General features: G+C 69.2%; 23 protein-coding genes. 5 read left to right on the top strand and 18 right to left on the bottom strand.

The genetic code is table 11. The features are described 5' to 3' along the window. Positions 1 to 138 precede the first annotated feature (138 nt). From KQY30_RS29420 to KQY30_RS29410, 3 genes are all read left to right on the top strand, one after another. Positions 139 to 1809 (top strand): metallophosphoesterase family protein, encoded by a 1671-nt coding sequence (locus KQY30_RS29420; protein ID WP_217309522.1) that lies wholly within the window; start codon positions 139 to 141, stop codon positions 1807 to 1809. 323 nt (positions 1810 to 2132) lie between these two features. After that, entirely contained in the window at positions 2133 to 2798 is a 666-nt protein-coding gene (locus KQY30_RS29415; protein ID WP_217309521.1) for a hypothetical protein, read from the top strand. Then, a complete protein-coding gene (locus KQY30_RS29410; RefSeq protein WP_217309519.1) occupies positions 2795 to 3631 on the top strand; it encodes a hypothetical protein in 837 nt (278 codons plus the stop codon). The genes KQY30_RS29415 and KQY30_RS29410 overlap by 4 nt, the downstream gene beginning before the upstream one ends. 65 nt (positions 3632 to 3696) lie before the next feature. Here KQY30_RS29410 and KQY30_RS29405 read toward each other — a convergent pair whose 3' ends face one another. The 11 genes from KQY30_RS29405 to KQY30_RS29355 form a co-directional block, all read right to left on the bottom strand. After that, positions 3697 to 6525: an RNA helicase gene (locus KQY30_RS29405; RefSeq protein WP_217309518.1), complete on the bottom strand. Its 2829-nt coding sequence runs from the start codon at positions 6523 to 6525 to the stop codon at positions 3697 to 3699. 100 nt (positions 6526 to 6625) lie between these two features. After that, on the bottom strand, positions 6626 to 7570 hold the full coding sequence (gene tatC, locus KQY30_RS29400; RefSeq protein ID WP_217309516.1) for a twin-arginine translocase subunit TatC: 945 nt from the start codon (positions 7568 to 7570) through the stop codon (positions 6626 to 6628). 44 nt (positions 7571 to 7614) lie between these two features. After that, positions 7615 to 7914, bottom strand: a complete 300-nt coding sequence (gene tatA / locus KQY30_RS29395; protein ID WP_217309514.1) for a Sec-independent protein translocase subunit TatA — start codon at positions 7912 to 7914, stop codon at positions 7615 to 7617. A 257-nt stretch (positions 7915 to 8171) separates the two neighbouring features. Continuing rightward, complete coding sequence (locus KQY30_RS29390) at positions 8172 to 8369, bottom strand: hypothetical protein (RefSeq protein WP_217309512.1); 198 nt, start codon at positions 8367 to 8369, stop codon at positions 8172 to 8174. Positions 8370 to 8460: 91 nt separating this feature from the next. Further along, on the bottom strand, positions 8461 to 8742 hold the full coding sequence (locus KQY30_RS29385; RefSeq protein WP_217309510.1) for a hypothetical protein: 282 nt from the start codon (positions 8740 to 8742) through the stop codon (positions 8461 to 8463). A 61-nt stretch (positions 8743 to 8803) separates the two neighbouring features. After that, positions 8804 to 9760, bottom strand: a complete 957-nt coding sequence (locus KQY30_RS29380; protein ID WP_046498818.1) for a YafY family protein — start codon at positions 9758 to 9760, stop codon at positions 8804 to 8806. A 17-nt stretch (positions 9761 to 9777) separates the two neighbouring features. Next, positions 9778 to 10734 carry a YafY family protein gene (locus KQY30_RS29375; protein WP_217309508.1) on the bottom strand — a complete coding sequence of 319 codons (957 nt, stop codon included), beginning with the start codon at positions 10732 to 10734 and terminating at the stop codon, positions 9778 to 9780. A 146-nt stretch (positions 10735 to 10880) separates the two neighbouring features. After that, positions 10881 to 11255: an FKBP-type peptidyl-prolyl cis-trans isomerase gene (locus tag KQY30_RS29370; RefSeq protein ID WP_046498814.1), complete on the bottom strand. Its 375-nt coding sequence runs from the start codon at positions 11253 to 11255 to the stop codon at positions 10881 to 10883. A gap of 43 nt (positions 11256 to 11298) precedes the next feature. Continuing rightward, entirely contained in the window at positions 11299 to 12234 is a 936-nt protein-coding gene (locus tag KQY30_RS29365) for an FKBP-type peptidyl-prolyl cis-trans isomerase (RefSeq protein WP_217309506.1), read from the bottom strand. A 200-nt stretch (positions 12235 to 12434) separates the two neighbouring features. Further along, the gene (gene pafA / locus KQY30_RS29360) at positions 12435 to 13796 is read right to left on the bottom strand and encodes a Pup--protein ligase (RefSeq protein WP_046498809.1); all 1362 of its coding nucleotides are present in this window, start codon (positions 13794 to 13796) and stop codon (positions 12435 to 12437) included. 9 nt (positions 13797 to 13805) lie between these two features. Then, positions 13806 to 15101, bottom strand: a complete 1296-nt coding sequence (locus tag KQY30_RS29355; RefSeq protein ID WP_217309504.1) for an MFS transporter — start codon at positions 15099 to 15101, stop codon at positions 13806 to 13808. Positions 15102 to 15242: 141 nt separating this feature from the next. On the opposite strand from KQY30_RS29355, the gene KQY30_RS29350 reads away from it, so the two are divergent. Beyond that, positions 15243 to 16262, top strand: a complete 1020-nt coding sequence (locus KQY30_RS29350; RefSeq protein WP_217309502.1) for a LacI family DNA-binding transcriptional regulator — start codon at positions 15243 to 15245, stop codon at positions 16260 to 16262. 89 nt (positions 16263 to 16351) lie between these two features. Here KQY30_RS29350 and prcA read toward each other — a convergent pair whose 3' ends face one another. The 5 genes from prcA to arc all read right to left on the bottom strand — a co-directional run bounded on the left by prcA (position 16352) and on the right by arc (position 22086). Then, on the bottom strand, positions 16352 to 17179 hold the full coding sequence (gene prcA / locus KQY30_RS29345; RefSeq protein WP_217309501.1) for a proteasome subunit alpha: 828 nt from the start codon (positions 17177 to 17179) through the stop codon (positions 16352 to 16354). Between the two features lie 52 nt (positions 17180 to 17231). Further along, entirely contained in the window at positions 17232 to 18077 is an 846-nt protein-coding gene (prcB, locus tag KQY30_RS29340) for a proteasome subunit beta (RefSeq protein WP_046498801.1), read from the bottom strand. A gap of 141 nt (positions 18078 to 18218) precedes the next feature. Further along, complete coding sequence (locus tag KQY30_RS29335) at positions 18219 to 18437, bottom strand: ubiquitin-like protein Pup (protein WP_217309500.1); 219 nt, start codon at positions 18435 to 18437, stop codon at positions 18219 to 18221. Positions 18438 to 18571: 134 nt separating this feature from the next. Next, positions 18572 to 20083 (bottom strand): depupylase/deamidase Dop, encoded by a 1512-nt coding sequence (gene dop / locus KQY30_RS29330; protein ID WP_367997450.1) that lies wholly within the window; start codon positions 20081 to 20083, stop codon positions 18572 to 18574. A 236-nt stretch (positions 20084 to 20319) separates the two neighbouring features. Then, the gene (gene arc, locus KQY30_RS29325; protein WP_046498856.1) at positions 20320 to 22086 is read right to left on the bottom strand and encodes a proteasome ATPase; all 1767 of its coding nucleotides are present in this window, start codon (positions 22084 to 22086) and stop codon (positions 20320 to 20322) included. A 252-nt stretch (positions 22087 to 22338) separates the two neighbouring features. Here arc and KQY30_RS29320 point away from each other — a divergent pair, with 252 nt between their 5' ends. Continuing rightward, complete coding sequence (locus KQY30_RS29320; protein WP_217309498.1) at positions 22339 to 22665, top strand: ferredoxin; 327 nt, start codon at positions 22339 to 22341, stop codon at positions 22663 to 22665. A 129-nt stretch (positions 22666 to 22794) separates the two neighbouring features. Here KQY30_RS29320 and KQY30_RS29315 read toward each other — a convergent pair whose 3' ends face one another. Then, the gene (locus KQY30_RS29315) at positions 22795 to 23367 is read right to left on the bottom strand and encodes a hypothetical protein (RefSeq protein ID WP_217309497.1); all 573 of its coding nucleotides are present in this window, start codon (positions 23365 to 23367) and stop codon (positions 22795 to 22797) included. 273 nt (positions 23368 to 23640) lie between these two features. Continuing rightward, positions 23641 to 24543 (bottom strand): tRNA (adenine-N1)-methyltransferase, encoded by a 903-nt coding sequence (locus KQY30_RS29310; protein WP_046498790.1) that lies wholly within the window; start codon positions 24541 to 24543, stop codon positions 23641 to 23643. Positions 24544 to 24615: the final 72 nt, after the last annotated feature.

Genomic DNA, 24615 nt, shown 5'->3' with positions numbered 1-24615 from the left:
CCGCCCTCCGGGCGACCCGGATTCGTATGGCGTACATCCCGCAAGCAGTAAAAGTTAAGTCAACCCCACTTAAATTCCCGGCAATCCAGGCAGCCGCCGTGGAACGCGCATTCACTTCCTTAAGGGGTACAACTCCTCGTGAACGACGTCAGAAGAAGACCCTGGGCCCATGCCTCGCGGCGCGTGAAGATCACCACGACCGGTGTCGCCGCGCTGGTCGTCGCCGGTGTCATCGCCGGCCCCGTCGCCTTCGGTGATGACTTCCCCGCCCCCGTCAAGGTCCCCGCGGCGGAGATCCACAAGCCGTCCGCCATGCCGGACCGCATCATGCTGACCCCCACCACCACTCCGGCCACCAGCCAGAAGGTGACCTGGCGCGCCAACGCGGACGCTCCGTACGCGCAGGCCGAGTTCCTGGAGGCGCCGCGCGCCCTGGGGCAGGTCGCCCCGGCGGCGGGCGCCGTCACCACCGTCCACGCCGAGTCGACCACCTCGGTCAACACCTCGCTGGGCTACGCCTCCACGTACCACACGGCCCTGCTGTCCGGTCTCAAGCCGGCCACCCGCTACACCTACCGGGTCGGCGACGGCACCAACTGGAGCGCGTGGACGGACTTCACCACCGCCGCCGCGGACCTGAAGCCGTTCTCCTTCATCTACTACGGCGACGCGCAGAACTACATCGACTCGGCCGTCCCGCGCGTCTTCCGCCAGGCGTTCTCGGACCGGCCCGAGGCGAAGGTCATCGTCAACGCCGGTGACCTCATCGACTCGGCCAACAGCGAAGAGCAGTGGGGCCAGTGGTACCAGGCCGGCGGCTTCATCGACTCGCAGATCAACAACATCTCGGTGCCGGGCAACCACGAGTACAGCAACGGCCTGTCGAGCTTCTGGCGCCCGCAGTTCCCGTACCCGGACAACGGCCCGGGTGACGCGGCGCTCAAGCAGACCGCGTACAGCGTGGACTACCAGGGTGTGCGCTTCATCGCCCTCGACTCAAACGTGCAGAGCAACGCCGCGCTGATGGCCTCTCAGACCGCCTGGCTGGAGGGCCTCCTCAAGAACAACCCCAACAAGTGGACCACGGTGACCTTCCACCACCCGGTCTACTCCACGACCGGCACCCGCAACAACCCGGCCGTGCGCGACCAGTGGGGCCCGCTGTTCGAGAAGTACGGCGTCGACCTGGTGCTCCAGGGTCACGACCACAGCTACGGCCGCGGCAACAAGACCGCGAACCGCAAGAGCGTCACCACGCACAACGGTGTCACCTATGTGGTCTCGGTCTCCGGCGGCAAGATGTACGCGCTGAACGACGGCGCCAACTGGACCGGCAATGGAGCCGAGCCGGTCGTCAACAGCGAGAACACCCAGCTCTACCAGCTCGTCGACGTCCAGAACGACCAGCTCCGGTTCGAGGCCCGCTACGCCAACGGCCAGCACTTCGACGGATTCACCATCCTCAAGAACAGCAAGGGTGAGAAGACCGTCAACGAGCTGCCCACCCCGGAGAACTCCGTGGGCGAGCAGGTCACCGTCGACAAGACCACGGTGCCCAGGGACGGCTCCCTGGACATCTCGGCCTACGGCTTCGACGCGTACGAGACGGCGTCGATCTACATGCGCCGGGTCAGCGAGGGCAAGCCCGTGAAGCAGGAGCTGGTCGGCGAGGTGAAGGCCGATGAGCTGGGCAGGCTGAACGAGTCGTTCCCGCTGCGCCGCGTCACGTCGACGAAGGACGACTACGTCGTGTACGTGGAGGGCAAGAACCGGAAGATCACCAGCCCGGTCGTTCACGTGACGAAGTGATCCCACGCCGGGGCGAGGGCAACCCGGCCGCGCCCGTGTGCGCCGAACCTCGCCCCGGCCCGGCCGGGGCGCACCCCGCCCCGGCACCCAGGCCCGTCTGCCGTCCGGCCCTCGCCGCCAAGGCCTCCGGCCGTCCGGGACCGCACAGGAGAACCGATCCCTTGACCACCTTTCAGAGCCCCGCCCACTCACGGGCCATACGTTCCCGGGCCGCCCGCTTGCGGACCGTACGCTTCCGGGCTGCCGGCTTCCGGGCCGTACGTTCCTGGGCTGCCCGCCTCCGGGGTGTACGTTCCCGGGCCGCCCGTCTCCGGGCCGTACGTGTGCTGCTGGCCGGTGCCGTGCTGGCCGGCTTCGGTACTCTGGCCGCTCCGGCGCCCGCCGCGGTCGCCCATCCCTTCGGACCGCCGTCCACGGCCCGGATCAGTGCGGACGGCTCCCGTGTGTCCATCGCCTGGCGGGCCAACGCGGACGACTGGGTGGCTCTCGGCCAGTCCCTCGGCGCCTTCGAGGACCCGGAGAGCGGCGCCGTCTCGACGGAGCTGACCGGCGAGCAGAAGCTCCAGCGCTCCCCCGCCGTGCACACCTATCTGCTGCGGCACATCACGGTCGCTCAGGACGGCGGCGCCTGCAAGGGCGAAGTGGCCGCGCTGGAGCGGCTGCTCGACGAGGGTGCCCGCCTGACCTTCGACTGCCCGGCCCCTCTGGTGGAGGCGGACGTCACGGTCAGCGTGCTCACCGATCTGAACGAGGCGTACCGCACCATGCTCACGACGGACGGCTCCGCCACCCCGCGGCAGACGCTGTTCACCGCTGTCGACCGCACCCACCATCTGCGGTTCGCCGCGTCGGGCGGGGGCGTGCCGGGCTCGGTGACCGCGGTGGCCGGCGGCACCGCCGTCGCCGTACTGGCCGTCGCGGCCTGCCTGTTCGTACGCCGGTCCCGCCGCCGTACGGCGACCGCCCCCGACGCCGGGAGCCGGCCATGACGGACCTCGGCGGACTCGACAGCCGCCTCGTGGCCCTCTTCGACGGCCGCGCGGTCTTCTGGATCGCCCTAGTCGTCGCGCTGGGCGTGGGCGCGGCGCACGCCGTCGCACCCGGCCACGGCAAGGCGATCACGGCCGCGTATCTGGCGGGTACGCGAGGCCGCGTCCGGGACGCGGTACGCCTCGGCGTGATCGTCGCCGCGATGCACACCTTCTCCGTGCTGGTGCTGGCGCTGGTGTGGGTGGGCGTGAGCGGCACGGCGGCGTTCGGTACGGAGACGGCGACCGCGTGGATGCAGGCGGCGGCCGGAGTCATCGTGGTCGCGGTGGGGGCGGGCCTGGTGTACCGGCATGTGAGGGGACACAACGGCCACGGACACAGCCACAGCCATGCGCATGGGCACGACCACACACATGGGCACGACCACGAGCAAGGGCACCCGGCACACTCCGCACACCCGGGACACCACCATCCCCCCACCCACACCCACGAGTTGACCGATCCCTGGTCCCGCCGCGGTCTGACGGCCCTCGCGCTCTCCGGCGGTCTGCTGCCCTCCCCGTCAGCCTTCCTCGTCCTGGTCAGCGGCCTGCTGACCGGCCGCGCGGCAGGCGCCGTGGTCCTGGTCGTCGTCTTCGGAGTCGGCATGGCGGTCACCCTGACCTGCGTCGGCGTCATGAGCATCCGCGGCTTCGCCTTCCTGGAGAGGCGCCTGCGCGGCAGAACCGCCGCCACCAGACTGGCGGCCTGGACCCCGGTGATAGCCGGGGTGACAGTCGCAACAGCCGGCTGCCTCTACTTCCTCGCCGCCGTCTCCACCCTCTCCACCTAACGCCCTCTCCACCTGACGCCTTGTCCGCCTGGCACCCGCCCCCATCGCCGTACCGCCCCCCGGCCTCAGCCCACCGAGCTGTACGCCACCACCCCGCGCAGCACCGCGTCGACCGCCTTGCGTGCGTTCTTCGCCACCGTGCTGTTGTCGCGGGGAGCCGCCGCCGCGATCTGCCCGAGCACATCGATGACCTGCTTGCACCACCGTACGAAGTCACCGGCCGGCATCTCCGCCTCGCGCAGCACCTCGTCGAGCCCACGGCCCGAGGCCCACATATAGACCGCCCAGGCGAAACCGAGGTCGGGCTCGCGCTGGCCGACTCCCTCCGCCTGGTTGATCCTCAGCTCCTCCTCCAGGGCATCGAGCCTGCCCCAGATATGGATCATCTCGCCGAGCGCCGCCTTGGCCTTGCCCGAAGGCAGCTTGGGCGCCACCGCGTCATCGGCCTGCCGGGCCTCGTACACGAGCGCCGAGACACAGGCGGCCAGCTCGGCCGGGCCGAGGTCCTCCCAGACCCTGTCCCGCAGGCACTCGCTGGCGAGCAGGTCCAGCTCGCCGTAGAGCCTGGCGAGCCGCTTGCCGTGCACGGTGACCTCGTCATCGCGCAGATAGTCCAGCTCGGTGAGGAGTGCGACGATCCGGTCGAAGGTACGGGCGATGGTGTTCGTCCGGCCCTCGATCCTGCGCTCCAACTGGCGGGTGTCCCGCTGGAGCCGGTGGTAGCGCTCGGCCCAGCGCGCATGGTCCTCGCGCTCGTCGCAGCCATGGCAGGGATGGGCGCGCAGCTCCGAGCGCAGCCGGGCGATCTCGCGGTCGTCGGCCGCCGCCGCGCGCTGCTTGCGGTGCCGCTCGGGCACGATATGACCGGCCTTGGAGCGCAGCGCGGACGCCAGATCGCGGCGCGACTGCGGCGAGCGCGCGTTGAAGGACTTGGGAATCCGCATCCGCTCCAGCGGCTCGACCGGCACGGGGAAGTCCATCGTGGCCAGCCGCTTGACCTGCCGCTCCACGGTCAGTACCAGTGGCCGCGGCCCGTCCTGGTGCTCGAAGCCCCGGTGCCCGTTGGCCCGGCCGGCGGGCAGCCCCGGGTCGAGGACCAGCGCCAGACCGGCGAACTTCCCGGTCGGTACGTGGATCACGTCGCCCGCCTTGAGCTTCTCCAGCGCCGTGGCCGCGGCGGCCCGGCGCTGCGCGGCACCCTGCTTGGCCAGATCGTTCTCGCGCTCCTTGAGGTCGCGGCGCAGCCGCGCGTACTCCTCGAAGTCCCCGAGGTGGCAGGTCATCCCCGCGCGGTAGCCGTCGAGCCCCTCCTCGTTCTTCCGCACCTGGCGGGAGATCCCGACGACCGACTTGTCGGCCTGGAACTGGGCGAAGGACGTCTCCAGCAGCTCACGCGAGCGGTGCCGCCCGAACTGGTGCACGAGGTTGACGGCCATGTTGTACGAGGGCCGGAAGCTGGAGCGCAGCGGGTACGTCCGGGTCCCGGCCAGTCCGGCCAGCGCGCCCGGGTCCATCCCGCGCTGCCAGAGCACCACCGCATGGCCCTCGATGTCGATGCCCCGGCGCCCGGCCCGGCCGGTGAGCTGGGTGTACTCGCCGGGGGTGATGTCGGCGTGCTGCTCGCCGTTCCATTTGACGAGCTTCTCCAGCACCACGGACCTGGCGGGCATGTTGATGCCGAGCGCCAGGGTCTCGGTGGCGAAGACCGCCTTGACCAGTCCGCGGACGAACAGCTCCTCGACGACCTCCTTGAAGGTCGGCAGCATCCCCGCGTGGTGCGCGGCGATGCCCCGCTCCAGGCCCTCCAGCCACTCGTAGTAGCCGAGGACATGGAGATCCTCACCGGGGATCGAGGCCGTGCGCTCCTCGACGATCTCACGCACCCGCCGCCGCGCCTCGTCGTTGTTGAGCCGCAGCCCCGCGTACAGACACTGCTGCACGGCGGCCTCGCAGCCGGCCCGACTGAAGATGAACGTGATCGCGGGCAGCAGCCCCTCCGCGTCGAGGCGCTCGATGACCTCGGGCCTGGAGGGCGTCCAGATCCGGCTGCGCTGCCGACGCTCCCGCTCCCGGTCGGCCTCGCGGACCATCTTGCCGCGTCTACGGTCGCGCGGGTTGTACGTCCGCTGGTTCTCCATCCGGGCCAGCCGGACGAGATCCGGGTTGACCTCCCGCTTGCCCGGGCCCCGGCCGCCGTGGTCGGACTCCTCCTCGAAGAGGTCGTACATCCGGCGGCCGGCCAGTACGTGCTGCCAGAGCGGCACGGGCCGGTGCTCGGAGACGATCACCTCGGTGTCACCGCGGACGGTGTCCAGCCAGTCACCGAACTCCTCGGCGTTCGAGACCGTGGCCGAGAGCGAGACGAGCGTCACCGACTCGGGAAGGTGGATGATCACCTCCTCCCAGACGGCGCCCCGGAACCGGTCGGAGAGGTAGTGCACCTCGTCCATGACCACATAGCCGAGACCGACCAGTGACTGCGAGCCCGCGTACAGCATGTTCCGCAGCACCTCGGTGGTCATGACGATCACCGGGGCGTCGGCATTGACGCTGTTGTCACCGGTCAGCAGGCCGACCTTGCCCACGCCGTAGCGCTTGACGAGATCGGCGTACTTCTGGTTGGAGAGCGCCTTGATGGGCGTGGTGTAGAAGCACTTGCGGCCCTCGGCCAGGGCCAGGTGCACGGCGAACTCACCGACGATCGTCTTGCCCGAACCGGTGGGCGCGGCGACCAGTACGCCCTTCCCGGCCTCAAGGGCCTGACAGGCCTCGATCTGGAACGGGTCGAGGCCGAAGTCGTACAACTCGCGAAAGGGTGCGAGCGCCGTGGCCTGCTCGGCGGCACGGATCCGGGCAGCGGCGTACCGCTCGGCTGGGGAGAGGTCCTCTGTCATCTTGCTGTCGAGCCTACCCGCCGCTTCTGACAGTCAGCCGATCTTTAATCGTCCTTGGAAACCACCCGTACGGCGGCCGGTGGGCCGCCGTACGAGGAGGTCAGGTGATGTCGTCGTACCCGTTCAGCCGGTCCGTCCGTCCGCCCTGCTCGGGCAGCGCCGACGGCGGCGAGACTGGGTCGGTCGCACCGACGGACTCGGGGGTCAGATCGAGGTGGGAGGCCTCGTCGTCGTCGAGATCCGCGTCCGGGTTGTTGCGCCTGCGCCGCCGGTCGTTGAGGAAGCAGACACCCAGTGCCAGGAAGTACAGGAACACGATGGGGGCGGCCAGCGTCAGCATGGTGAGCGGGTCACCGGTCGGGGTCGCGACCGCGGAGAAGAGTGTGATCCCCAGCACCATCAGCCGCCACCAGGAGGCGAGCCGCTTCGCCGACAGCACCCCGGTGAAGTTCAGCAGGACCAGCAGCAGCGGCAGCTCGAAGGCCAGCCCGAACACGATCACCATGCGGACCACGAGATCGAGATACTCGTCGAGCGGCAGCAGGTTCCGCGCGTTGTCCGGGGTGAAATCGAGCAGGATCGTGGCGGTCTGCGGAAGGATCTTGTACGCGAGGACGGCGCCGCTGAGGAAGAGCGGGACGCCGATCCCCACGAACGACAGCGCGTACTTCTTCTCGTGGCTGTGCAGACCGGGCGCCAGGAAGCCCCAGAGCTGGTACAGCCAGACCGGTGTGGACAGCACGACACCCGAGACGAGGGAGACCTTCAGGGCGATCGAGAAGGGCGAGATCAGACCGTTCACGGTCATGTCCGCGCACGGCTGGCCGTTCTTCTGTGTCAGCGTGCCACTGACGCAGCCCACCGAGTCGAGGATCGGCTGCATCATGAACTCGATGAGGTCCTTGTAGTAGAACGCGGCGATGATCGTGATGACCAGGATCGCCAGGACCGACTTCAGCAGGCGGTTTCGCAGTTCACGCAGGTGCTCGGCAAGGGGCATGCGCCCCTCGACGTCCTTCTCCTGCTTCCGGGCAGACTTGAGCAACCCGCGTCCCTCGTCTCGTAGCGGCAGCCGTCAGTGGGGTGCGGTCAGCTCTGGGCGGTGCGGTTCGGCTCGGTGACCGGACGGGAGCTGGTGACATCACCGGGCGAGGCCTGGATCGTCCTGGGCGCGGCCTGCTGCTGGGCGGTCGCGTCGGCGGCGGTGGCCTGGTCGGCCGCGGGAGCCGCGCTGTCGTCGTCCTTCTTCATGGCCTTGGCCTCGCTCTTGAGGATGCGAGCCGACTTGCCGAGCGAACGCGCCATGTCGGGCAGCTTCTTGGCACCGAACAGCAGCAGGATGACAACGATGATCAGAACGATCTCGAGGGGCTTCAGATTGCCGATCATGTCCGACTTCCTTCTCGCTGAGGCGGTTGGGACGGGGGCTGCCCGTACAACCGAACCGGTGTCCGGCCTTAGTACTCGCAGCGATCGTAACCCGCAGGGGTAAACGCGGGGCAATCCCTGTGCATACTCCCGACTGCTCCGCGTACGACCGATCCGCGACCCGTGCGGCCCGTCCGGGTTCCTCCCGGTCCGGCCCACGGGGGGCGCGCTCGTCAGCGTACCGTCCGCCCCGGGCCGGGTGGAGAGCACGGGGGCCGCTACCGCAGCGCGTCACCGGTGGAGGCCAGCCGGGTGGCGGCGCGCTCAAGATCCTCGGCGGCCCGGTTGATCCGCTCGGTGGTCGCGGCGACCTGCCGGCCGAGCCGCTGGGCCTCGACAAAGACCCGGACGGCCAGGACACCGAGGACGGCGATCCCGCAGAAACCCAGGGCGACGGCGAGCATGGGCCAGAACATGGGCAGAACCTGAACCGTTCTCGGGGGATCTCGGACACTGGCGATCTCGGACAGTGGCGTACGGCACGGGAGGCACGGGGCGGCGCCGGGGTCAGGAAGTGGCGTGCAGGCGCAGTGTCCGCACCCCGCCGCCGGTGAGGAGTTCGACGATCCGTTCCCCCGCGGGCTTGCGCACGAGGCTCTCGCACTCGGGGCAGGTGAACGAGTAGAAGGTGGTCTTGGGCGTGGCCCCGATCGCCAGGCGCAGCGCGCCCGCCGAGAGTTCGAACCGGGCCAGGCACTCGGTACAGGACGCCTTGAAGAGCACGGGAAGCACCGCTGAGATCTCCGCCACTCCGGACGAGATCTCCGGCACCCCGGTCACCACCGACATCACCCTCGGTTCTCCTTCTTCCCGCCCGTCCACTCCCGGCCCCCGCCCGTCCACTCCCGTGTCACTCCCGCCCGTCGTACGCCGCGAGCGCCTCGTCCGCCGCCAGCCGCGCGCTCTCCGCGAGTTCCCTCGGGGAGACGATCCGTCCGTCACCGCCGAGCCGCAGGGCCAGCCGCCTCAGCGAGGCGGGCGCGGGCGTGCGCAGGGTGATCCGCAGGCCGCCGTCGGGCTGTTCCTCAGCGCTGTCGTGCGGGTAGTACTCGGCGACCCACCGCCCGCCGGGCCCGACCTCGACCACCACTTCGGGATCCTCCGCCGACGGCTGTACGAGCCCCTCCGACAGATCCCTCAGCTCCAGCTCGGGCGGCGCGGCCGGGGCGTCCAGCAGCTTGATCTCGGCGACCCGGTCGAGCCGGAACGTACGCCGGGCCTCGGACAGCCGGCACCAGGCCTCCATATAGGTGTGGCCCACGGCGAACAGCCGGATCGGGTCGACCTCGCGCTCCGTCAGCTCGTCCCGCGCCGGTGAGTAGTAGCGCAGCCACAGCCTGCGGCGCTCGGAGATGGCCCGGTCGACCTCGGCGAACACCCCGCCCTCGGACTCGAAGGTCACCGAGAGCCGGGAGCTGGCGCCGGCCGCCTCGCCCGCAGCGGCCTCCAGCTTGGCGGTGGCGCGCAGCAGCGCCTGCCGGTCGCCCTCGCGCAGCCCCGGCAGGGTGGTGACGGCCCGGGCGGCCACCAGCAACGCGGTGGCCTCGTCGGCGGCGAGCCGCAGCGGCTCGGCGACATCGTCCGGGTTGTGCCACCAGATCCGGTCGCCGTCGGTGTCGATGTCGAGCAGATCCCCGCCGCGGAAGCTCGTACCGCACATGGGCAGGACATCGAGATCCGAGATCAGTTCGTCCTCGCTGATCCCGAACGCCCGGGCCACATCGCTGACATGGGCGCCGGGGCGCTCCCGCAGATAGGTCACCAGCGAGAGCATCCGCCGGGTCTGGTCGATGGCGTTGGCTGCCATGGTTGTCCGGGTCCCCCTCAGCCCTTCGCCACGGCGCGCAGCCGCTCGACGACATCGGCCCGCAGATCCGCGGGTTCCAGTACGACCACGTCCGGGCCGAACTCCACCAGCCAGGCGTCGAGACCGTGCCCGTACGGGATCTCCAGCTCGTCCCAGCCGTCGCCCAGGTCCCTGGACGACACCGCCCGCGCGCGCAGCGGATAGCCGCACCCGGACCGCAGTCTGATCAGCGCGGAGCGGGTGGCGGTCTCTCCCGCCCAGCTCTCCACGGTCTCCCGTACGGTGACCGCGTCGGGTACGGGCGCGGTGAACGAACCGGTGCGGGAGCGGACCCTGCCCGTGATCCGGGAGAGCCGGAAGACCCGCTCGGCGCCGCGGTCCCGGTCCCAGCCGGCCAGGTACCAGTGCCCGCGCCAGCACTCCAGTGTCCAGGGCTCGACCTGGCGCTGCTCGGGGCGGGCCGCGTTGGCCTTGCGGTAGTCGAAGACGACGGGCCGCCGGTCGCGGCAGGCGAGCATCAGCGGTTCGAACGCGGCCTCGTGGACGGGGATCCGCGGTTCGAGCGCGCTGTGGTGCGCCTCGTACGCGTCCTCCGCCTCCGGCATTCCGGCGGCGCGCAGTTTCTGGAGGGCGCCGCTCGCCGCGCCGGCCAGCCTGGCCTGCTGCCAGACCTTCGCGGCGAGGCCGAGGGCCGCGGCCTCCTCGGCGTCGAGGGTGATGGGGGGCAGCCGGTTGCTGTCGCGCCGGGCGAGATAGCCGGTCTCGCCGTCCAGGTTCTCCACCGTCTCGATGACCAGGCCGAGTTCGCGCAGATCTTCCTTGTCGCGCTCGAACATCCGGTTGAAGGAGTCGTCGGTGCCCGCTTCCAGATAGGCCTCGATGGAGCCCCGCAGCTCGCGCTTGCTGAGCGGGCGGCGGGTCCCGAGCAGACACAGCGCCAGATTCATCAGTCGCTCGGCCTTGGCAATGGCCATCGACGCCTTGCACCCCTTTTGATCGTTGCGGCCTCCGCCTGTCGACCGTACCGCCCCGGGGTGTCCGGACAAAAGCCGAGGGCCCGTGCGGACGGCACGGGCCCTCGGTCCTGAAGTCCTCCGCGGACCTGCGGGAGCGGGACGGCTCAGACGGACACCAGGTCGCAGACAAAGATCAGCGTCTCGCCCGGGGCGATACGGCCGCCGCCGGCGCCGCGCTCCCCGTACGCGAGGTGCGCGGGGATGGTGAGCTGACGGCGCCCGCCGACCTTCATGCCCTGGACGCCCTGGTCCCAGCCTGCGATGACCTGGCCGGCGCCGAGCTGGAACTGGAGCGGCGTACCGCGGTTCCAGGACGCGTCGAACTCCTCACCGGTGGAGAAGGCGACGCCCACGTAGTGGACGGAGACGGTGTCGCCCGCCTTGGCCACCGGGCCGTCGCCCTCCGTGATGTCCTTGATCTCCAGATCGGCCGGCGGCTCGCCACCCGGGAAGTCGATCTCGGGCTTCTCGATGCTCACTGAACTGCTCCTCTAAATGATGAACGGGGCAACCGGGACAGTCTTACACCTTCGCCAGGATGTCCACGGCGAACACCAGCGTGGAGTTCTTGGGGATGCCCTGCTGCTCCTGGTCGCCGAAGGCCTGGTCCGGCGGGATCACGATCAGGATCCTGCTGCCCACCTTCTTGCCGACGATGCCCGACTTGAGGCCCTTGAGGGTCAGTTGGGGCAGCGGGAAGGTCGTGGTGCGGCCCGTCTTGTACGTGCTGTCGAACTGCTTGCGGTCCTTCCACAGATACGCCGCGTAGTTCAGCACGACCGTGTCCGAGTCCTTGACGACCTCGCCGTCGCTCTCCAGCACATAGCTGGAGACCAGCTTCTTGGGCGGGTCGGTCTTGGGGATCGTGACGGTCGGCTCCTTGCCGTCGTCGTTCGTCCCGACCTTGGGCAGCGAGATGTTGTCCTGCGCGACCACGGTGCCCTTGGCGGAGGCCGGGACCTGGGTCGCCTTGAGGATGTCGACGACGAAGACCAGGGTGGCGTTGGGCTTGATCTCGCCCTGGCCCTGTGCCCCGTACCCCAGCTCCGGCGGAATGCCCAGCTCAACGCGGCTGCCGACCTTCTGGCCCTCCAGGCCCTGGTCCCAGCCCTTGATGACCATGCCGGCGCCCAGCGTCAGATCGAAGGGCTGCTTGCGGTCGAAGCTGTTGTCGAAGGGCTTCTCGGAGTCCCAGCTCTGGCCCAGGTAATTGACCTGGATCGCGTCACCCTTCTTGATCTTGGGGCCATCACCCTCGCTGATGACGTCGACCTTGAGCGCCTTGGGCGGAGTGCCCTCGCCCTTGGCGAGGGTCGGCTTCTCACCGAACTTGGTGCCCGCGGTGATCGCGGGAAGTCCGTTCTTGGACGGGGCGGAGTCGGAGCCTCCGTCGTCCCCGCACGCCGCTGTCGACAACAGCAGCAGGGGGATGACGATCAGGCCGGCAAGTCGGCGCACGGATTCCTCAGATCTCAGACGGCACGGTAGTTGCACGACACTCTAGGGGGTGTCCCGCGGATCGGGCCGGATCGGTGAGCGGGGTCCGGGGCCTGCGATCGCAAGGCGGCGGCGGGGGCGTGCCACGGGCCCCGTACGTGTACGTACGGGGCCCGGTCGCATGGTGCGGTGATGTGTTTCTCGTACCGCCCGGCCGTCGGCTACATACCGGCGATGAGCTTCTCCACCCGGTCGTCCACGGAACGGAACGGGTCCTTGCAGAGCACGGTGCGCTGTGCCTGGTCGTTGAGCTTGAGGTGGACCCAGTCGACGGTGAAGTCCCTGCGCTGTTCCTGGGCCCGGCGGATGAAGTCGCCGCGCAACCGTGCCCTGGTGGTCTGCGGGGGCACCGACTTGCCTTCGAAGATCTTCAGGTCGTTGCAGATCCGCGCTGCCTGGCCGCGCTTCTCCAGCAGGTAGTAGAGCCCGCGACGGCGGTGGATGTCGTGGTACGCGAGGTCTATCTGGGCGACCCGCGGATGCGACATGGTCATGTTGTGCTTGGCCCGGTACCGCTCGATGAGCTGGTACTTCATCACCCAGTCGATCTCGGTGGCGATACGGTCGAGATCCTCCGCCTCGATCGCGTCGAGCGTACGGCCCCACAGCTCCAGGACCTGGTCGACCGTGCCGGTGCGGATGCCCCGGCGCTCGACGAAGTCCACGGCCTTCTCGTAGTACTCCCGCTGGACCTCCAGCGCGGAGGCCTCCCGGCCGCTGGCCAGCCGCACCTTGCGCTGGCCCGTGAGGTCATGGCTGACCTCGCGGATCGCCCGGATCGGGTTCTCCAGGGTGAGATCGCGCATCACCGTGCCCGCCTCGATCATGCGCAGCACCAGATCGGTGGCGCCGACCTTCAGCAGCATCGTCGTCTCGGACATGTTCGAGTCGCCGACGATGACATGGAGCCTGCGGTACCGCTCCGCGTCCGCGTGCGGCTCGTCCCGGGTGTTGATGATCGGACGGGAACGGGTCGTCGCGGAACTGACGCCCTCCCAGATGTGCTCGGCGCGCTGGCTGACGCAGTAGACCGCGCCCCGAGGGGTCTGGAGCACCTTGCCGGCGCCGCAGAGAAGCTGCCTGGTGACGAGGAAGGGGATGAGGATGTCCGCGAGCCGGGAGAACTCTCCATGGCGTGCGACGAGATAGTTCTCGTGGCAGCCGTAGGAGTTTCCCGCCGAGTCGGTGTTGTTCTTGAAGAGATAGACGTCGCCCGCGATTCCCTCCTCGTGCAGGCGGCGTTCGGCGTCGACGAGCAGGCCTTCGAGAATGCGCTCGCCCGCCTTGTCGTGGGTGACCAGTTCGGTCACGTTGTCGCATTCGGGAGTTGCGTATTCCGGATGCGACCCCACGTCGAGGTAGAGACGGGCGCCGTTCCGCAGGAAGACATTGCTGCTGCGGCCCCATGAGACAACACGGCGGAAGAGGTAGCGCGCCACTTCGTCAGGTGACAGTCGGCGCTGTCCCCTGAACGTGCACGTGACGCCGTACTCGTTCTCCAGCCCGAAAATGCGGCGGTCCATGTCTGAACATTACGCCTGATGACCAGAGCTGAAACCGGGTTCGGCCGCTCCGCCCGGATCATTTTCCGTCCGGATGGTGGCACTCGCGACATCTCCGGGACCACCGCCGGACACCTTCCCGCTCCCGCCGCCGGGAGCCGCGAGAACCCGCTGGGTGGCCAGCAGGACCAGCAGCGCGGCGATCCCGCCGGCCCCCGCGACCGCGAAGCTCGCGGAGGTGCTGCCCAGCTCCGCGGCCGGGCCCGCGGCGGCCGTACCGAGCGCGGAGCCGACCCCGATCGTGGTGACGAGCCAGGAGAACGCCTCGGTGACGGTGCCGCGCGGCGCGTGCCGGTCGACGACGATGAACGCACAGGCGATCGCGGGCGCCAGGAAGACCCCGGACACCGCGGCCAGTACGGTCATCGCGGGCACCCCGGGCGTGAGCGTCAGCGGCAGATAGCAGAGGGCCAGCAGGGCGACGATCGCACGGAGACGGCGCTCGGGGGCGGCGGCCCATTGCCTGGCCCCGTACACCGAGCCGCCGATCAGCGCGCCCAGCCCGAGCGCCGCCATCAGCCAGCCGTAGACGGACTCGCGGCCCTGGTCGTCGGCGTACGCGACACCCGCGACGGTGATCGAGCCGAGGGCTATCCCGACGAAGAGGAACGAGCCCAGCAGGGCCAGCAGACCCGGTGAGCGCAGGGCGCCCAGCCAGTGCGCCTCGCGCGGCGCCGAGCGCCAGGCGCGCGACGGCGCGGAGACCACCACGGAGAGCGCGCCGAGGACTCCGATCGCGTTGATGACGAGCAGCGCGGCGGCCGGGGACCAGAGGGCGACGAGCAGGGTGACGAGCAGCGGGCCGACCGTGAACATGATCTCCTGGGCGACCGCGTCCATGGCATAGGCCCGGTGCACCCGGTCCTCACCGCCCAGGACGTTCGGCCACAGCGCCCGCAGCCCGCCCTCCAGCGGTGGTGTGAACAGGCCGGCGACCGCCACGGCGGCATAGGCGAGCAGGGTCGAGCCGGTCCCGGCGACAACGAGGAGCACGGCGCCCAGGGCCGAGACGACGGCGGCAGGAAGCTGCACCCGGGGCTGGCCGTACAGGTCCACGGCCCGGCCGAGCAGCGGCTGTCCGATCGCGTTGGCCACCCCGTACACCGCCGCGAGCGCGCCCGCGAGGCTGTAGCTGCCGCCACCGGCGCGGACGAGCATCACGATGGCGATGGGACCCGTGGCGTTCGGCAGCCGGCCCACCAGCGTCCCGGTGAGCAGCCGTGCGGCGTGCGGCGCCTTGAGGATGTCCCCATAGCCGGTGGCCATGGCCCGCCCCCTCTCTTCCCCGGACCCGCCGGGGTTTTACGTATAACGTCGGCGTCATACGTACCATGTGGCCAGTCCGCCGGTCCACTGCCGCCGCGGCGGACGGGACCGGCCGGACGAGTGCTACGGAGAGCAGCAGCCATGACAGAGCAGTCCGCCAGGCCCACCAGCAGGGACGTGGCGCGGGCCGCCGGGGTGTCCCAGGCCACGGTCTCGCTCGTCCTCGGCGACAAATGGCGCGGCAGGGTCTCGGAGCGCACCGCCGGGCTCGTGCGCGACGCCGCGCACGCCCTTGAGTACCGGCCCAATCTCGCGGCCCGCAGCCTCCGTCTGGGTACGACCAGGACCGCGCTCCTGGTCGTACCCGCGCTCACCAACGAGTTCTTCGCCCGTGTCTACACCGGCGCCGCCGAGGTCGCCGCCGAGCACGGCTTCGGAGTGGTCCTCTACCCTTCCCCCGCCGGGGTGGGCCCCGCCCGGGACCCCTTCGCGTCGGCGCGGGCGGCGCTGGACGGGGTGATCGCCTCGTCCATGGCGACCGAGGCCCTGGACGCGATACGCGGCGCCGATCTGCCGCTGGTGATGCTCGACAGCGATCCGGAGGCGCCCGGCGCCGCCGCACGGGTGAATCTCGACATCGCCGACGGCATCCGGCAGGTCACGGAACATCTGCTCGCCCTCGGCCACCGGCGCCTGCTCCACCTCGCCTCCGCGATCCCCTCCTGGACCTTCGACATACGGGCGACGGCCCTGGCCGAGGCGGTACGGAACGTGCCCGACGCGGTCGTACGGACGGTCTCCGCTCCCCTGGACGTGGGCGCCGGGCGCGAGGCCACCGAGCGCGCCCTGAGCGCCCCCGGCCCCCGGCCCACCGCCCTGGTGTGCGACGACGACATCCTGGCCGCGGGAGCCTGCAAGGCGGTACGGCGGCTGGGTCTGCGGGTGCCCGAGGACATCTCCGTCACCGGCTTCGACGATCTGGCGCTGGCGACGGCGATCGAGCCGGAGCTGACCACGGTGAGCCTGCCGGCCGAGCAGGTCGGCGAACGCGGGATGTCCGCGCTGCTGGCGGTCCTGGACGGCCGCCGCCCGGAGCCCGGCGATCTCCCGGTCTCGCTGGTGGTCCGTGCCTCTACTGCGCCACCGCCCCGGGACGCCTGAGCGGAACCCGCCGACGGCCTGCCGGACACGGCTGTGCCCCGGTCCGCGAGGGCGGACCGGGGCACAGCGGAAGAGCGACCGGCCAGGACCTACTTCTCGGTACTGTCGGGCTTCTCGGTGTCCGTGGCGGACGACTCCGCCGAACCCGAGTCGGCGGAGTCGGTGACGTCCGGCTCCTCCGTGTCCGAGGGCGCGTCCGTCGGCGTCGACGCGGCACCGTCCGCTTCCAGCAGCCGGGAGAGCTGACGGCCCACGATCCGCTTGAACTTGCGCTTCTGCGGTCGCGTACGGTCCAGGACCGCCACTTCCAGCCGCTCCGCGGGGATCTCCCGCTCGCCGCCGTTCGTATCCCTGGACAGCGCCTGGACGGCCAGCTTCAGCGCCTCCGCCAGCGACATACCCTCCCGATGCCGCTGGTCCAGATACGTGCTGATCTGCTCCGAGCTGCCACCGACCGCGACCGAACCGTGCTCGTCCACGATCGATCCGTCGTGCGGCAGCCGGTAGATCTGGTCGCCGTCCGGGGTCGCGCCGACCTCGGCGACGACCAGCTCCACCTCATAGGGCTTCTCGCCCGCGCTGGAGAAGATCGTGCCCAGCGTCTGGGCATAAACGTTGGCCAGACCACGGGCCGTCACATCGTCCCGGTCATAGGTGTATCCGCGCAGGTCCGCGTAGCGCACACCGCCGATACGCAGATTCTCATACTCGTTGTACTTGCCGGCCGCCGCGAAGCCGATCCGGTCGTAGATCTCGCTGAACTTGTGCAGCGCGCGGGACGGGTTCTCGCCGACGAAGACGATGCCGTCGGCGTACTGGAGCACGACGAGGCTGCGACCACGCGCGATGCCCTTGCGCGCGTACTCCGCCCGGTCGGCCATGGCCTGCTGGGGTGAGACATAGAACGGCGTCGACACCGGCTATCCGTCCCTTTCTGTCAGTGGCATGTTTATTCAGAAGAGGACGGCGTCAGAGCAGCGCGGCACGCGGGCCGTCGGGCCGCTGCAGCCGGTGCTCCAGGATCGAGCGGGCGATCTCCGAGGATTCCTCGTCCGTCAGCTTCCGGAAGCCCTCGTCCGTGATGGTCGTGACGATCGGATAGATACGGCGGGCCACATCGGGACCGCCGGTCGCCGAATCGTCGTCGGCGGCGTCGTACAGCGCCTGGACGACCAGGGTGGTGGCCTGCTCCTCCGTCAGGTCCTCGCGGTAGAGCTTCTTCATCGCTCCCCGGGCGAAGATCGAGCCGGAGCCGGTGGAGGCGAAGCCCAGTTCCTCGGAGCGGCCGCCCGTCACGTCGTACGAGAAGATACGTCCCTTCCCGCGGTCGACGTCCCAGCCGGCGAAGAGCGGGACGACGGCCAGGCCCTGCATGGCCATGGCGAGATTGCTGCGGATCATCGTGGAGAGCCGGTTGGCCTTGCCCTCCAGGGAGAGCTGCGCGCCTTCGACCTTCTCGAAGTGCTCCAGCTCCAGTTGGAAGAGCTTGACCATCTCCACGGCGAGCCCGGCGGTGCCGGCGATACCCACGGCCGAGTACTCGTCGGCCGGGAAGACCTTCTCGATGTCGCGCTGCGCGATCATGTTCCCCATGGTCGCCCTGCGGTCACCGGCGAGCACCACGCCGCCGTCGAAGGTCGCGGCCACGATCGTCGTCCCGTGCGGCGCCTCGACGGCGCCCTGCAACGGCGGCAGCGAACGCTTGCCCGGCAGCATGTCCGGCGAGTGATGGGCCAGGAAGTCCATGAACGAGGACGAGCCGGGCGTCAGGAAGGCTGCCGGCAGACGCCCGGTGCTACGAGGGTTGGCTTCCACACGTTTCCTTCCGGATGGGCGGCGGCCCGCCGCTGGGGCCGGGCCTGTCTTGAATCTGTGCACGGACCTTACCCGCGCCGTCGCCGGTCATCCGTCCCGGTGCCACCGGCTTCCGCCGGCGCCCGGGACGGACAACGGCCTTTACTGGCCGCCCTTTTGAACGAAGGAGCGCACGAAGTCCTCGGCGTTCTCTTCGAGGACGTCGTCGATCTCGTCCAGGACGGAGTCCACGTCGTCGGACAGTTTCTCCTGGCGCTCCTTGAGGTCCTCGGATGCCTGGGCCTCGTGGGCCTGCTCCTCGGTCTCCTCCGTGGAACGCGTCGCCTTCTGCTGGCCGCCGCCGGTGTCCTTGGTCGCCATATCCCTCACCCCGCTCGGTTCGCCCCGCTCGATGTGACCTTCAAGATCAGACCCTACAAGCAGGGTCCGACATCGGCCCCGCAGTTGCTACAACGTCCGGGTACCACCCCGATGATTCCCGGACGGGCGCTGTTTCAGCCGCCGGACAGCACCCGCACCAGTTCCTCGGCGGTGCGGCAGCGGTCGAGCAGCTCCTTGACGTGGTTGCGCGTCCCGCGCAGCGGCTCCAGCGTGGGGACTCGTTGCAGTGAGTCACGGCCGGGCAGATCGAAGATGACCGAATCCCACGAGGCCGCGGCCACATCGTCCGCGTACTGCTCCAGGCACCGGCCGCGGAAGTACGCCCTGGTGTCCTCTGGAGGCTTCGTCCTGGCCCGCTCGACGTCCTGGTCGTCCAGCAGCAGGCTGATCCTGCCGCGGGCCGCCAGACGGTTGTACAGGCCCTTCTCGGGGCGTACGTCGGCGTACTGGAGGTCCACGAGATGCAGCCGCGCCGCGTCCCAGTCGACGTTGTCCCGGCGGCGGTAGCCCTCCAGGATCTCCCGCTTGGTGATCCAGTCCAGCTCGCCGGAGAGGCTCATCGGATCGTTCTCCAGCCGGTTGAGGGTGTCCTCCCACCGGCCCAGGACGTCCCTGGTCTGCTCGTCGGCGTCGGATCCGTACCGCTCCTCGACATACTTCCTGGCCAGCTCGTAGTACTCCATCTGGAGCTGGACAGCGGTGAGTGTGCGGCCGCTGCGGAGCGTGACGAGCCGGCCGAGCGTGGGGTCGTGCGAGACCTGGTGAAGCGTACGGACGGGCTGGTCGACGGCCAGATCGACGTTGATGAACCCGTCCTCGATCATCGACAGCACAAGCGCGGTCGTACCGAGCTTGAGATAGGTCGAGATCTCGGACAGATTCGCGTCGCCGATGATCACATGGAGCCGCCGGTACTTCTCGGCGTCGGAGTGCGGTTCGTCGCGGGTGTTGATGATGGGGCGCTTGAGGGTCGTCTCCAGCCCCACCTCGACCTCGAAGTAGTCCGCGCGCTGGCTGATCTGGAAGCCGTGCTCGTGCCCGTCCTGGCCGATACCGACCCGCCCGGCGCCGGTGACGACCTGACGCGAGACGAAGAACGGCGTCAGATGGCGCACGATGTCAGAGAACGGGGTCTCCCGCTTCATCAGGTAGTTCTCGTGCGTGCCGTAGGACGCGCCCTTGTTGTCGGTGTTGTTCTTGTACAGGTGGATCGGCTGGGCGCCGGGAAGCTGGGCCGCGCGCTCGGCGGCCTCCGCCATGATCCGCTCGCCCGCCTTGTCCCAGAGGACGGCGTCACGCGGGTTGGTGATCTCCGGGGAGCTGTACTCGGGGTGGGCGTGGTCGACGTACAGCCGCGCACCGTTCGTGAGGATCACATTCGCCAGGCCGATGTCCTCGTCGGTGAGCTGGCTGGAATCGGCCGTCTCGCGGGCGAGGTCGAAGCCACGGGCGTCCCGCAGCGGATTCTCTTCCTCGAAGTCCCAGCGGGCGCGCCGCGCCCGGTGCATCGCCGCCGCGTAGGCGTTCACGATCTGGGACGAGGTGAGCATGGCATTGGCGTTCGGGTGCCCCGGGACGGAGATCCCGTACTCCGTCTCGATGCCCATTACTCGCCGTACGGTCATGCGGCCCTCCTTGCCCGGCGGCGCTCCCCTCCGGAAGCGGCGCTCAAGTACCGCTCTTTCTTCAGTACGTGTGCGGTCCCCGGCTCCGGGTACCGCCACGCGGCGGTACGAAAGAGCCTAGAACGCCTCCGCGCCGGTGGGGAGATCATTTCCGTCATTGGCCTGGTGTGGTGGAAGGAGCGGGGAAAGCAACCGGCTGCGGACGCCCTTCCGGACATCCGCAGCCGGGCTGCTTTTTACAGGTACTGACCGGTGTTCGCCACCGTGTCGATGGAGCGGCCGGTGTCCGCGCCCTGCTTTCCGGTGACAAGCGTACGGATGAATACGATCCGCTCGCCCTTCTTACCGGAGATCCGGGCCCAGTCGTCCGGGTTGGTGGTGTTCGGCAGGTCCTCGTTCTCCTTGAACTCGTCCACGCATGCCTGGAGGAGATGGGAGACCCGAAGGCCCTTCTGGTTGTGGTCGAGGAAGGCCTTGATGGCCATCTTCTTGGCCCGGTCGACAATGTTCTGGATCATCGCGCCGGAGTTGAAGTCCTTGAAATAGAGAACTTCCTTGTCGCCGTTGGCGTACGTGACCTCCAGGAAGCGGTTCTCCTCGGACTCCGCGTACATCTGCTCGACCACGGACTGGATCATTCCGTGGGCGGCTGCCTCCTTGGATCCATTGTGCTCGGAGAGGTCGTCCGTGTGCAGCGGGAGCGAGGGGGTCAGGTACTTCGCGAAGATGTCCTTCGCGGCCTCCGCATCCGGACGCTCGATCTTGATCTTCACATCGAGCCGGCCGGGGCGCAGGATCGCGGGGTCGATCATGTCCTCGCGGTTGGAGGCACCGATGACGATGACGTTCTCCAGGCCCTCCACACCGTCGATCTCGGCGAGGAGCTGCGGGACGATGGTGTTCTCCACGTCCGAGCTCACACCGGATCCGCGGGTGCGGAAGAGGGATTCCATCTCGTCGAAGAAGACGATGACGGGGGTGCCCTCGCTCGCCTTCTCACGGGCACGCTGGAAGACCAGGCGGATGTGCCGCTCGGTCTCGCCGACGTACTTGTTCAGCAGCTCCGGGCCCTTGATGTTGAGGAAGTAGCTCTTTCCCGCGGGCCTGCCGGTCACTTCCGCGACCTTCTTGGCAAGGGAGTTGGCGACGGCCTTGGCGATCAGTGTCTTGCCGCAGCCGGGCGGGCCGTAGAGCAGGATGCCCTTCGGCGGCCGCAGTTCGTGCTCCTTGAAGAGGTCCGGGTGGAGATACGGGAGCTCGACCGCGTCGCGGATCATCTCGATCTGGCCGCCGAGGCCGCCGATCTTGTCGTAGTCGACGTCCGGGACCTCTTCGAGGACCAGTTCCTCGACCTCGCTCTTGGGGACCACTTCATAGACGTAGCCGGAGCGGGGTTCGAGCAGGAGGGCGTCGCCGGGGCGGATGGTGATGTCCAGCAGCGGCTCGGCGAGCCGCACCACCCGCTCCTCGTCGGTGTGCCCGATCACCAGGGCGCGCTCGCCGTCCTCAAGGACTTCCTTGAGGGTGACGATGTCCCCGGCGCGCTCGTACGCCATGGCCTCGACCACATTGAGGGCCTCGTTGAGCATGACTTCCTGGCCGCGCCTGAGCTGGTCGAGTTCGACGCTGGGGCTGACATTCACCCGGAGCTTGCGGCCCCCGGTGAAGATATCGGCGGTGCCGTCCTCGTTGGCCTGCAGAAATACGCCGAAACCGGCCGGCGGCTGAGCGAGCCGGTCGACCTCTTCCTTGAGGGCCACGATCTGGTCGCGGGCCTCACGCAGCGTATTGGCGAGCCGCTCATTCTGGGCGGACACGCCCGCCAGGTTCGTCTGCAGCTCGACGATCCGCTCTTCGAGAATCCTCGTGTGCCGCGGAGAGTCGGCGAGCTTTCGTCGCAGGACGGCGATTTCCTGCTCGAGATAGGCAACCTGGCCGGCTGGGTCTTCAGACCCCCGCCCCGGCCGGATGCCGCGGTTGATGTCGTCGTCGTGGGCTGCCACGGTCCTCACCTCCTCCAAGGGGAGCTGGACGCTTCCTGACCCTACCTGGGTGGGTGATGATTGAAACCCCTAGATCACAAAGACTGCGGGGTGTGTCCGATCTTCACCCTTGCGCTGTCCCTCACGCCAGGGGAATACCCACCCAGGAACATCAGAAAGCTGCCGGTTGTATCGTCGAAGTGTTCAACACCCGTCAGGGCTTGCGCGACTTACTTCACTACGCATCGCCCGGTGCGGCAAACGGCAGGAGAGATGACCGTGCAGCAGCAGGCTCCCACCGAAGGCGTCACCGAGTCCGGTGAGCCGCTCGAGGTCTGGATCGACCAGGACCTCTGCACCGGGGACGGGATCTGTGCCCAGTATGCTCCCGAGGTCTTCGAGCTGGACATCGACGGCCTCGCCTATGTGAAGAGCCCCGGGGACGAACTGCTCCAGTCCCCCGGTGCCACCACACCGGTACCGCTGACACTGCTGCGCGATGTCGTCGACTCCGCCAGGGAGTGCCCGGGGGACTGTATTCACGTACGTCGCGTTTCGGACAGCGTAGAGGTGTACGGGCCCGACGCGGAACAGCAGTGAGCGGTATCACGGACCCGGGTCGACCCGCTCGACCCGCTGCGACCGGCCGCGCACTCCACGCTCAGGACGGCTCGGTACGTGCCCGGGGCAGTGCGGTATGTGCTCAGCGGCGTTCGGTACGTGCCGGGGTCACGGCTGCTCGGCGCGGACGAACGCCGCGTTCTGCCACTGCCAGGTGACGTGCTCCTCCTCGTCGGGGCAGCAGCTCGGCACCTCGGGGCTGGAGTAGCCGAGCAGAGTGGCCAGAATCACTCGGTCACGGATCGCGAAGTCGGGACCGACGCTCCGCTTGTCCTTGGGATCGACCAGGGTCGCCACGATTCTCGGTTTGCCGTCCGCGCCTCTGGTCAGCACATATACGCCCTGGGGCGGGGTTCCTGAGCCCGCGGCGCAGCGGACCGCGGCCACGGTCTCGGGATTCCGGTCCCCGTCGATGTCGCCGGAGGCCTGGCGTGCCACGACGGTGTCCGCTCCCCCGCATTCCAGCGGGTAGTCCACCGCGGCCGGATCGGGCGCGGGCAGCGGGGCGGCGTCCGGCGCGGTGGCCTTCGGGGGCTTGGAGCCGTCCTGGGAGGCGGTGGCGGGGCCGGGCTGCAACAGGCCCGCCAGGGCCACGACACCGGCCATCGCGGTGGCCGTCGCGAGCCAGTGCATGGGGTGGGGCCGGGTGTGCGCGAGGTCCGGGACATCGGAGATCTGCACGCGGAGTGTCTCCTGTGAGGGGTGCCGGCGAGTGACCGGTGGGAAGTGGCCAACGGTGGGAGGGAGACAGCATCGTGCCACACGTCACAGGGAGGCGGAACAGTGGGGTCCGTAAGCCCAACGTAAAGCCGCGGCCGCCCAGTTCCCCTCTCCGGTGGGGGAACTGGGCGGCCGCGTTGTCGTAGTTGGAGGCTGTGGGATGCCGTTGGAGGCTGTGCCCGGGGTTGTGGCTTCAGGTCGTACGGGCTCGTACGGAAGTGGGGTCGGCGCGGGTCAGTCCCGGGAGCCGCTGCCGCTTCCCGGACCGTCGTAGTCGTCCCCGTACGCACCCTTGGCGGGCCTGCGGCGGCGCAGGGGCGGCTCCACACCGTCCGCGAGCCTGCGGGCGGTCACGAGGAAGCCGGTGTGGCCGATCATGCGGTGGTCGGGGCGTACGGCCAGGCCCTCGACATGCCAGTTGCGGATCATCGACTCCCAGGCGGCCGGCTCGTTGAACGTGCCGAACTCCCGGATCGTCTCGACGGTGCGGGCGAGCTGGGTGGTCGTCGCGACATAGGCGCAGAGGATGCCACCGGGGACAAGGGCCTTGGAGACTGCCTCGATGCACTCCCAGGGGGCGAGCATGTCCAGAATCACGCGGTCGACATCCGTGTCCGACAGGTTGTCCTGAAGGTCGCCCACGGTGAGCTGCCAGGCCGGGTGCGGTTCGCCGAAGTAGCGCTCCACGTTCTGCTGGGCGATCTCGGCGAAGTCCTGGCGGCGCTCGTAGGAGTGCAGCATGCCCTGGTCGCCGATGACACGCAGCAGGAAGCTGCTGAGCGAGCCGGAGCCCACACCCGCCTCGACGACGCGCGCGCCGGGGAAGATGTCGGCGAAGGCCAGGATCTGGCCGGCGTCCTTCGGGTAGACCACGGCGGCGCCGCGGGGCATGGACAGGACATAGTCGGGGAGCAGGGGGCGCAGCGCGAGGTAGGCGACGTTTCCCGTGGTACGGACAACACTGCCCTCGGGAGCACCGATCAGCTCGTCGTGCGGGAAGGACCCTTTGTGGGTGTGGAAGTTCTTCCCGGCTTCGAGCGTGAACGTGTAGTGGCGTCCCTTGGGGTCGGTGAGCTGGACCTGGTCCCCGACCTTGAAGGGCCCGCGTCGGCGGGCGGCACCGGTCGGTTCGGACATGCCTCCCACCTTAGTGCTTCTTTTTAAGGGCTCGTTCGCCTCCGGGCGCCTCAAGACCCTGTCGACGGTCGA

The sequence above is a fragment of the Streptomyces sp. GMY02 genome, from assembly GCF_019056675.1.
Lineage (GTDB): Bacteria > Actinomycetota > Actinomycetes > Streptomycetales > Streptomycetaceae > Streptomyces > Streptomyces odonnellii.
The sequence above is the reverse complement of the archived record's forward strand: the minus strand, read 5'-3'. Positions and strand labels throughout refer to the sequence as shown.

What these genes read in the sequence shown, in the direction of transcription:
- KQY30_RS29410 (WP_217309519.1), top strand. Translation starts at nt 2,795, where the DNA reads ATGACGGACCTCGGCGGACTCGACAGCCGCCTCGTGGCCCTCTTCGAC.
- KQY30_RS29405 (WP_217309518.1), bottom strand. Translation starts at nt 6,525, where the DNA reads ATGACAGAGGACCTCTCCCCAGCCGAGCGGTACGCCGCTGCCCGGATC.
- tatA (WP_217309514.1), bottom strand. Translation starts at nt 7,914, where the DNA reads ATGATCGGCAATCTGAAGCCCCTCGAGATCGTTCTGATCATCGTTGTC.
- KQY30_RS29390 (WP_217309512.1), bottom strand. Translation starts at nt 8,369, where the DNA reads ATGTTCTGGCCCATGCTCGCCGTCGCCCTGGGTTTCTGCGGGATCGCC.
- KQY30_RS29385 (WP_217309510.1), bottom strand. Translation starts at nt 8,742, where the DNA reads ATGTCGGTGGTGACCGGGGTGCCGGAGATCTCGTCCGGAGTGGCGGAG.
- KQY30_RS29380 (WP_046498818.1), bottom strand. Translation starts at nt 9,760, where the DNA reads ATGGCAGCCAACGCCATCGACCAGACCCGGCGGATGCTCTCGCTGGTG.
- KQY30_RS29375 (WP_217309508.1), bottom strand. Translation starts at nt 10,734, where the DNA reads ATGGCCATTGCCAAGGCCGAGCGACTGATGAATCTGGCGCTGTGTCTG.
- pafA (WP_046498809.1), bottom strand. Translation starts at nt 13,796, where the DNA reads ATGGACCGCCGCATTTTCGGGCTGGAGAACGAGTACGGCGTCACGTGC.
- KQY30_RS29355 (WP_217309504.1), bottom strand. Translation starts at nt 15,101, where the DNA reads ATGGCCACCGGCTATGGGGACATCCTCAAGGCGCCGCACGCCGCACGG.
- KQY30_RS29350 (WP_217309502.1), top strand. Translation starts at nt 15,243, where the DNA reads ATGACAGAGCAGTCCGCCAGGCCCACCAGCAGGGACGTGGCGCGGGCC.
- KQY30_RS29335 (WP_217309500.1), bottom strand. Translation starts at nt 18,437, where the DNA reads ATGGCGACCAAGGACACCGGCGGCGGCCAGCAGAAGGCGACGCGTTCC.
- dop (WP_367997450.1), bottom strand. Translation starts at nt 20,083, where the DNA reads ATGACCGTACGGCGAGTAATGGGCATCGAGACGGAGTACGGGATCTCC.
- KQY30_RS29320 (WP_217309498.1), top strand. Translation starts at nt 22,339, where the DNA reads ATGACCGTGCAGCAGCAGGCTCCCACCGAAGGCGTCACCGAGTCCGGT.
- KQY30_RS29310 (WP_046498790.1), bottom strand. Translation starts at nt 24,543, where the DNA reads ATGTCCGAACCGACCGGTGCCGCCCGCCGACGCGGGCCCTTCAAGGTC.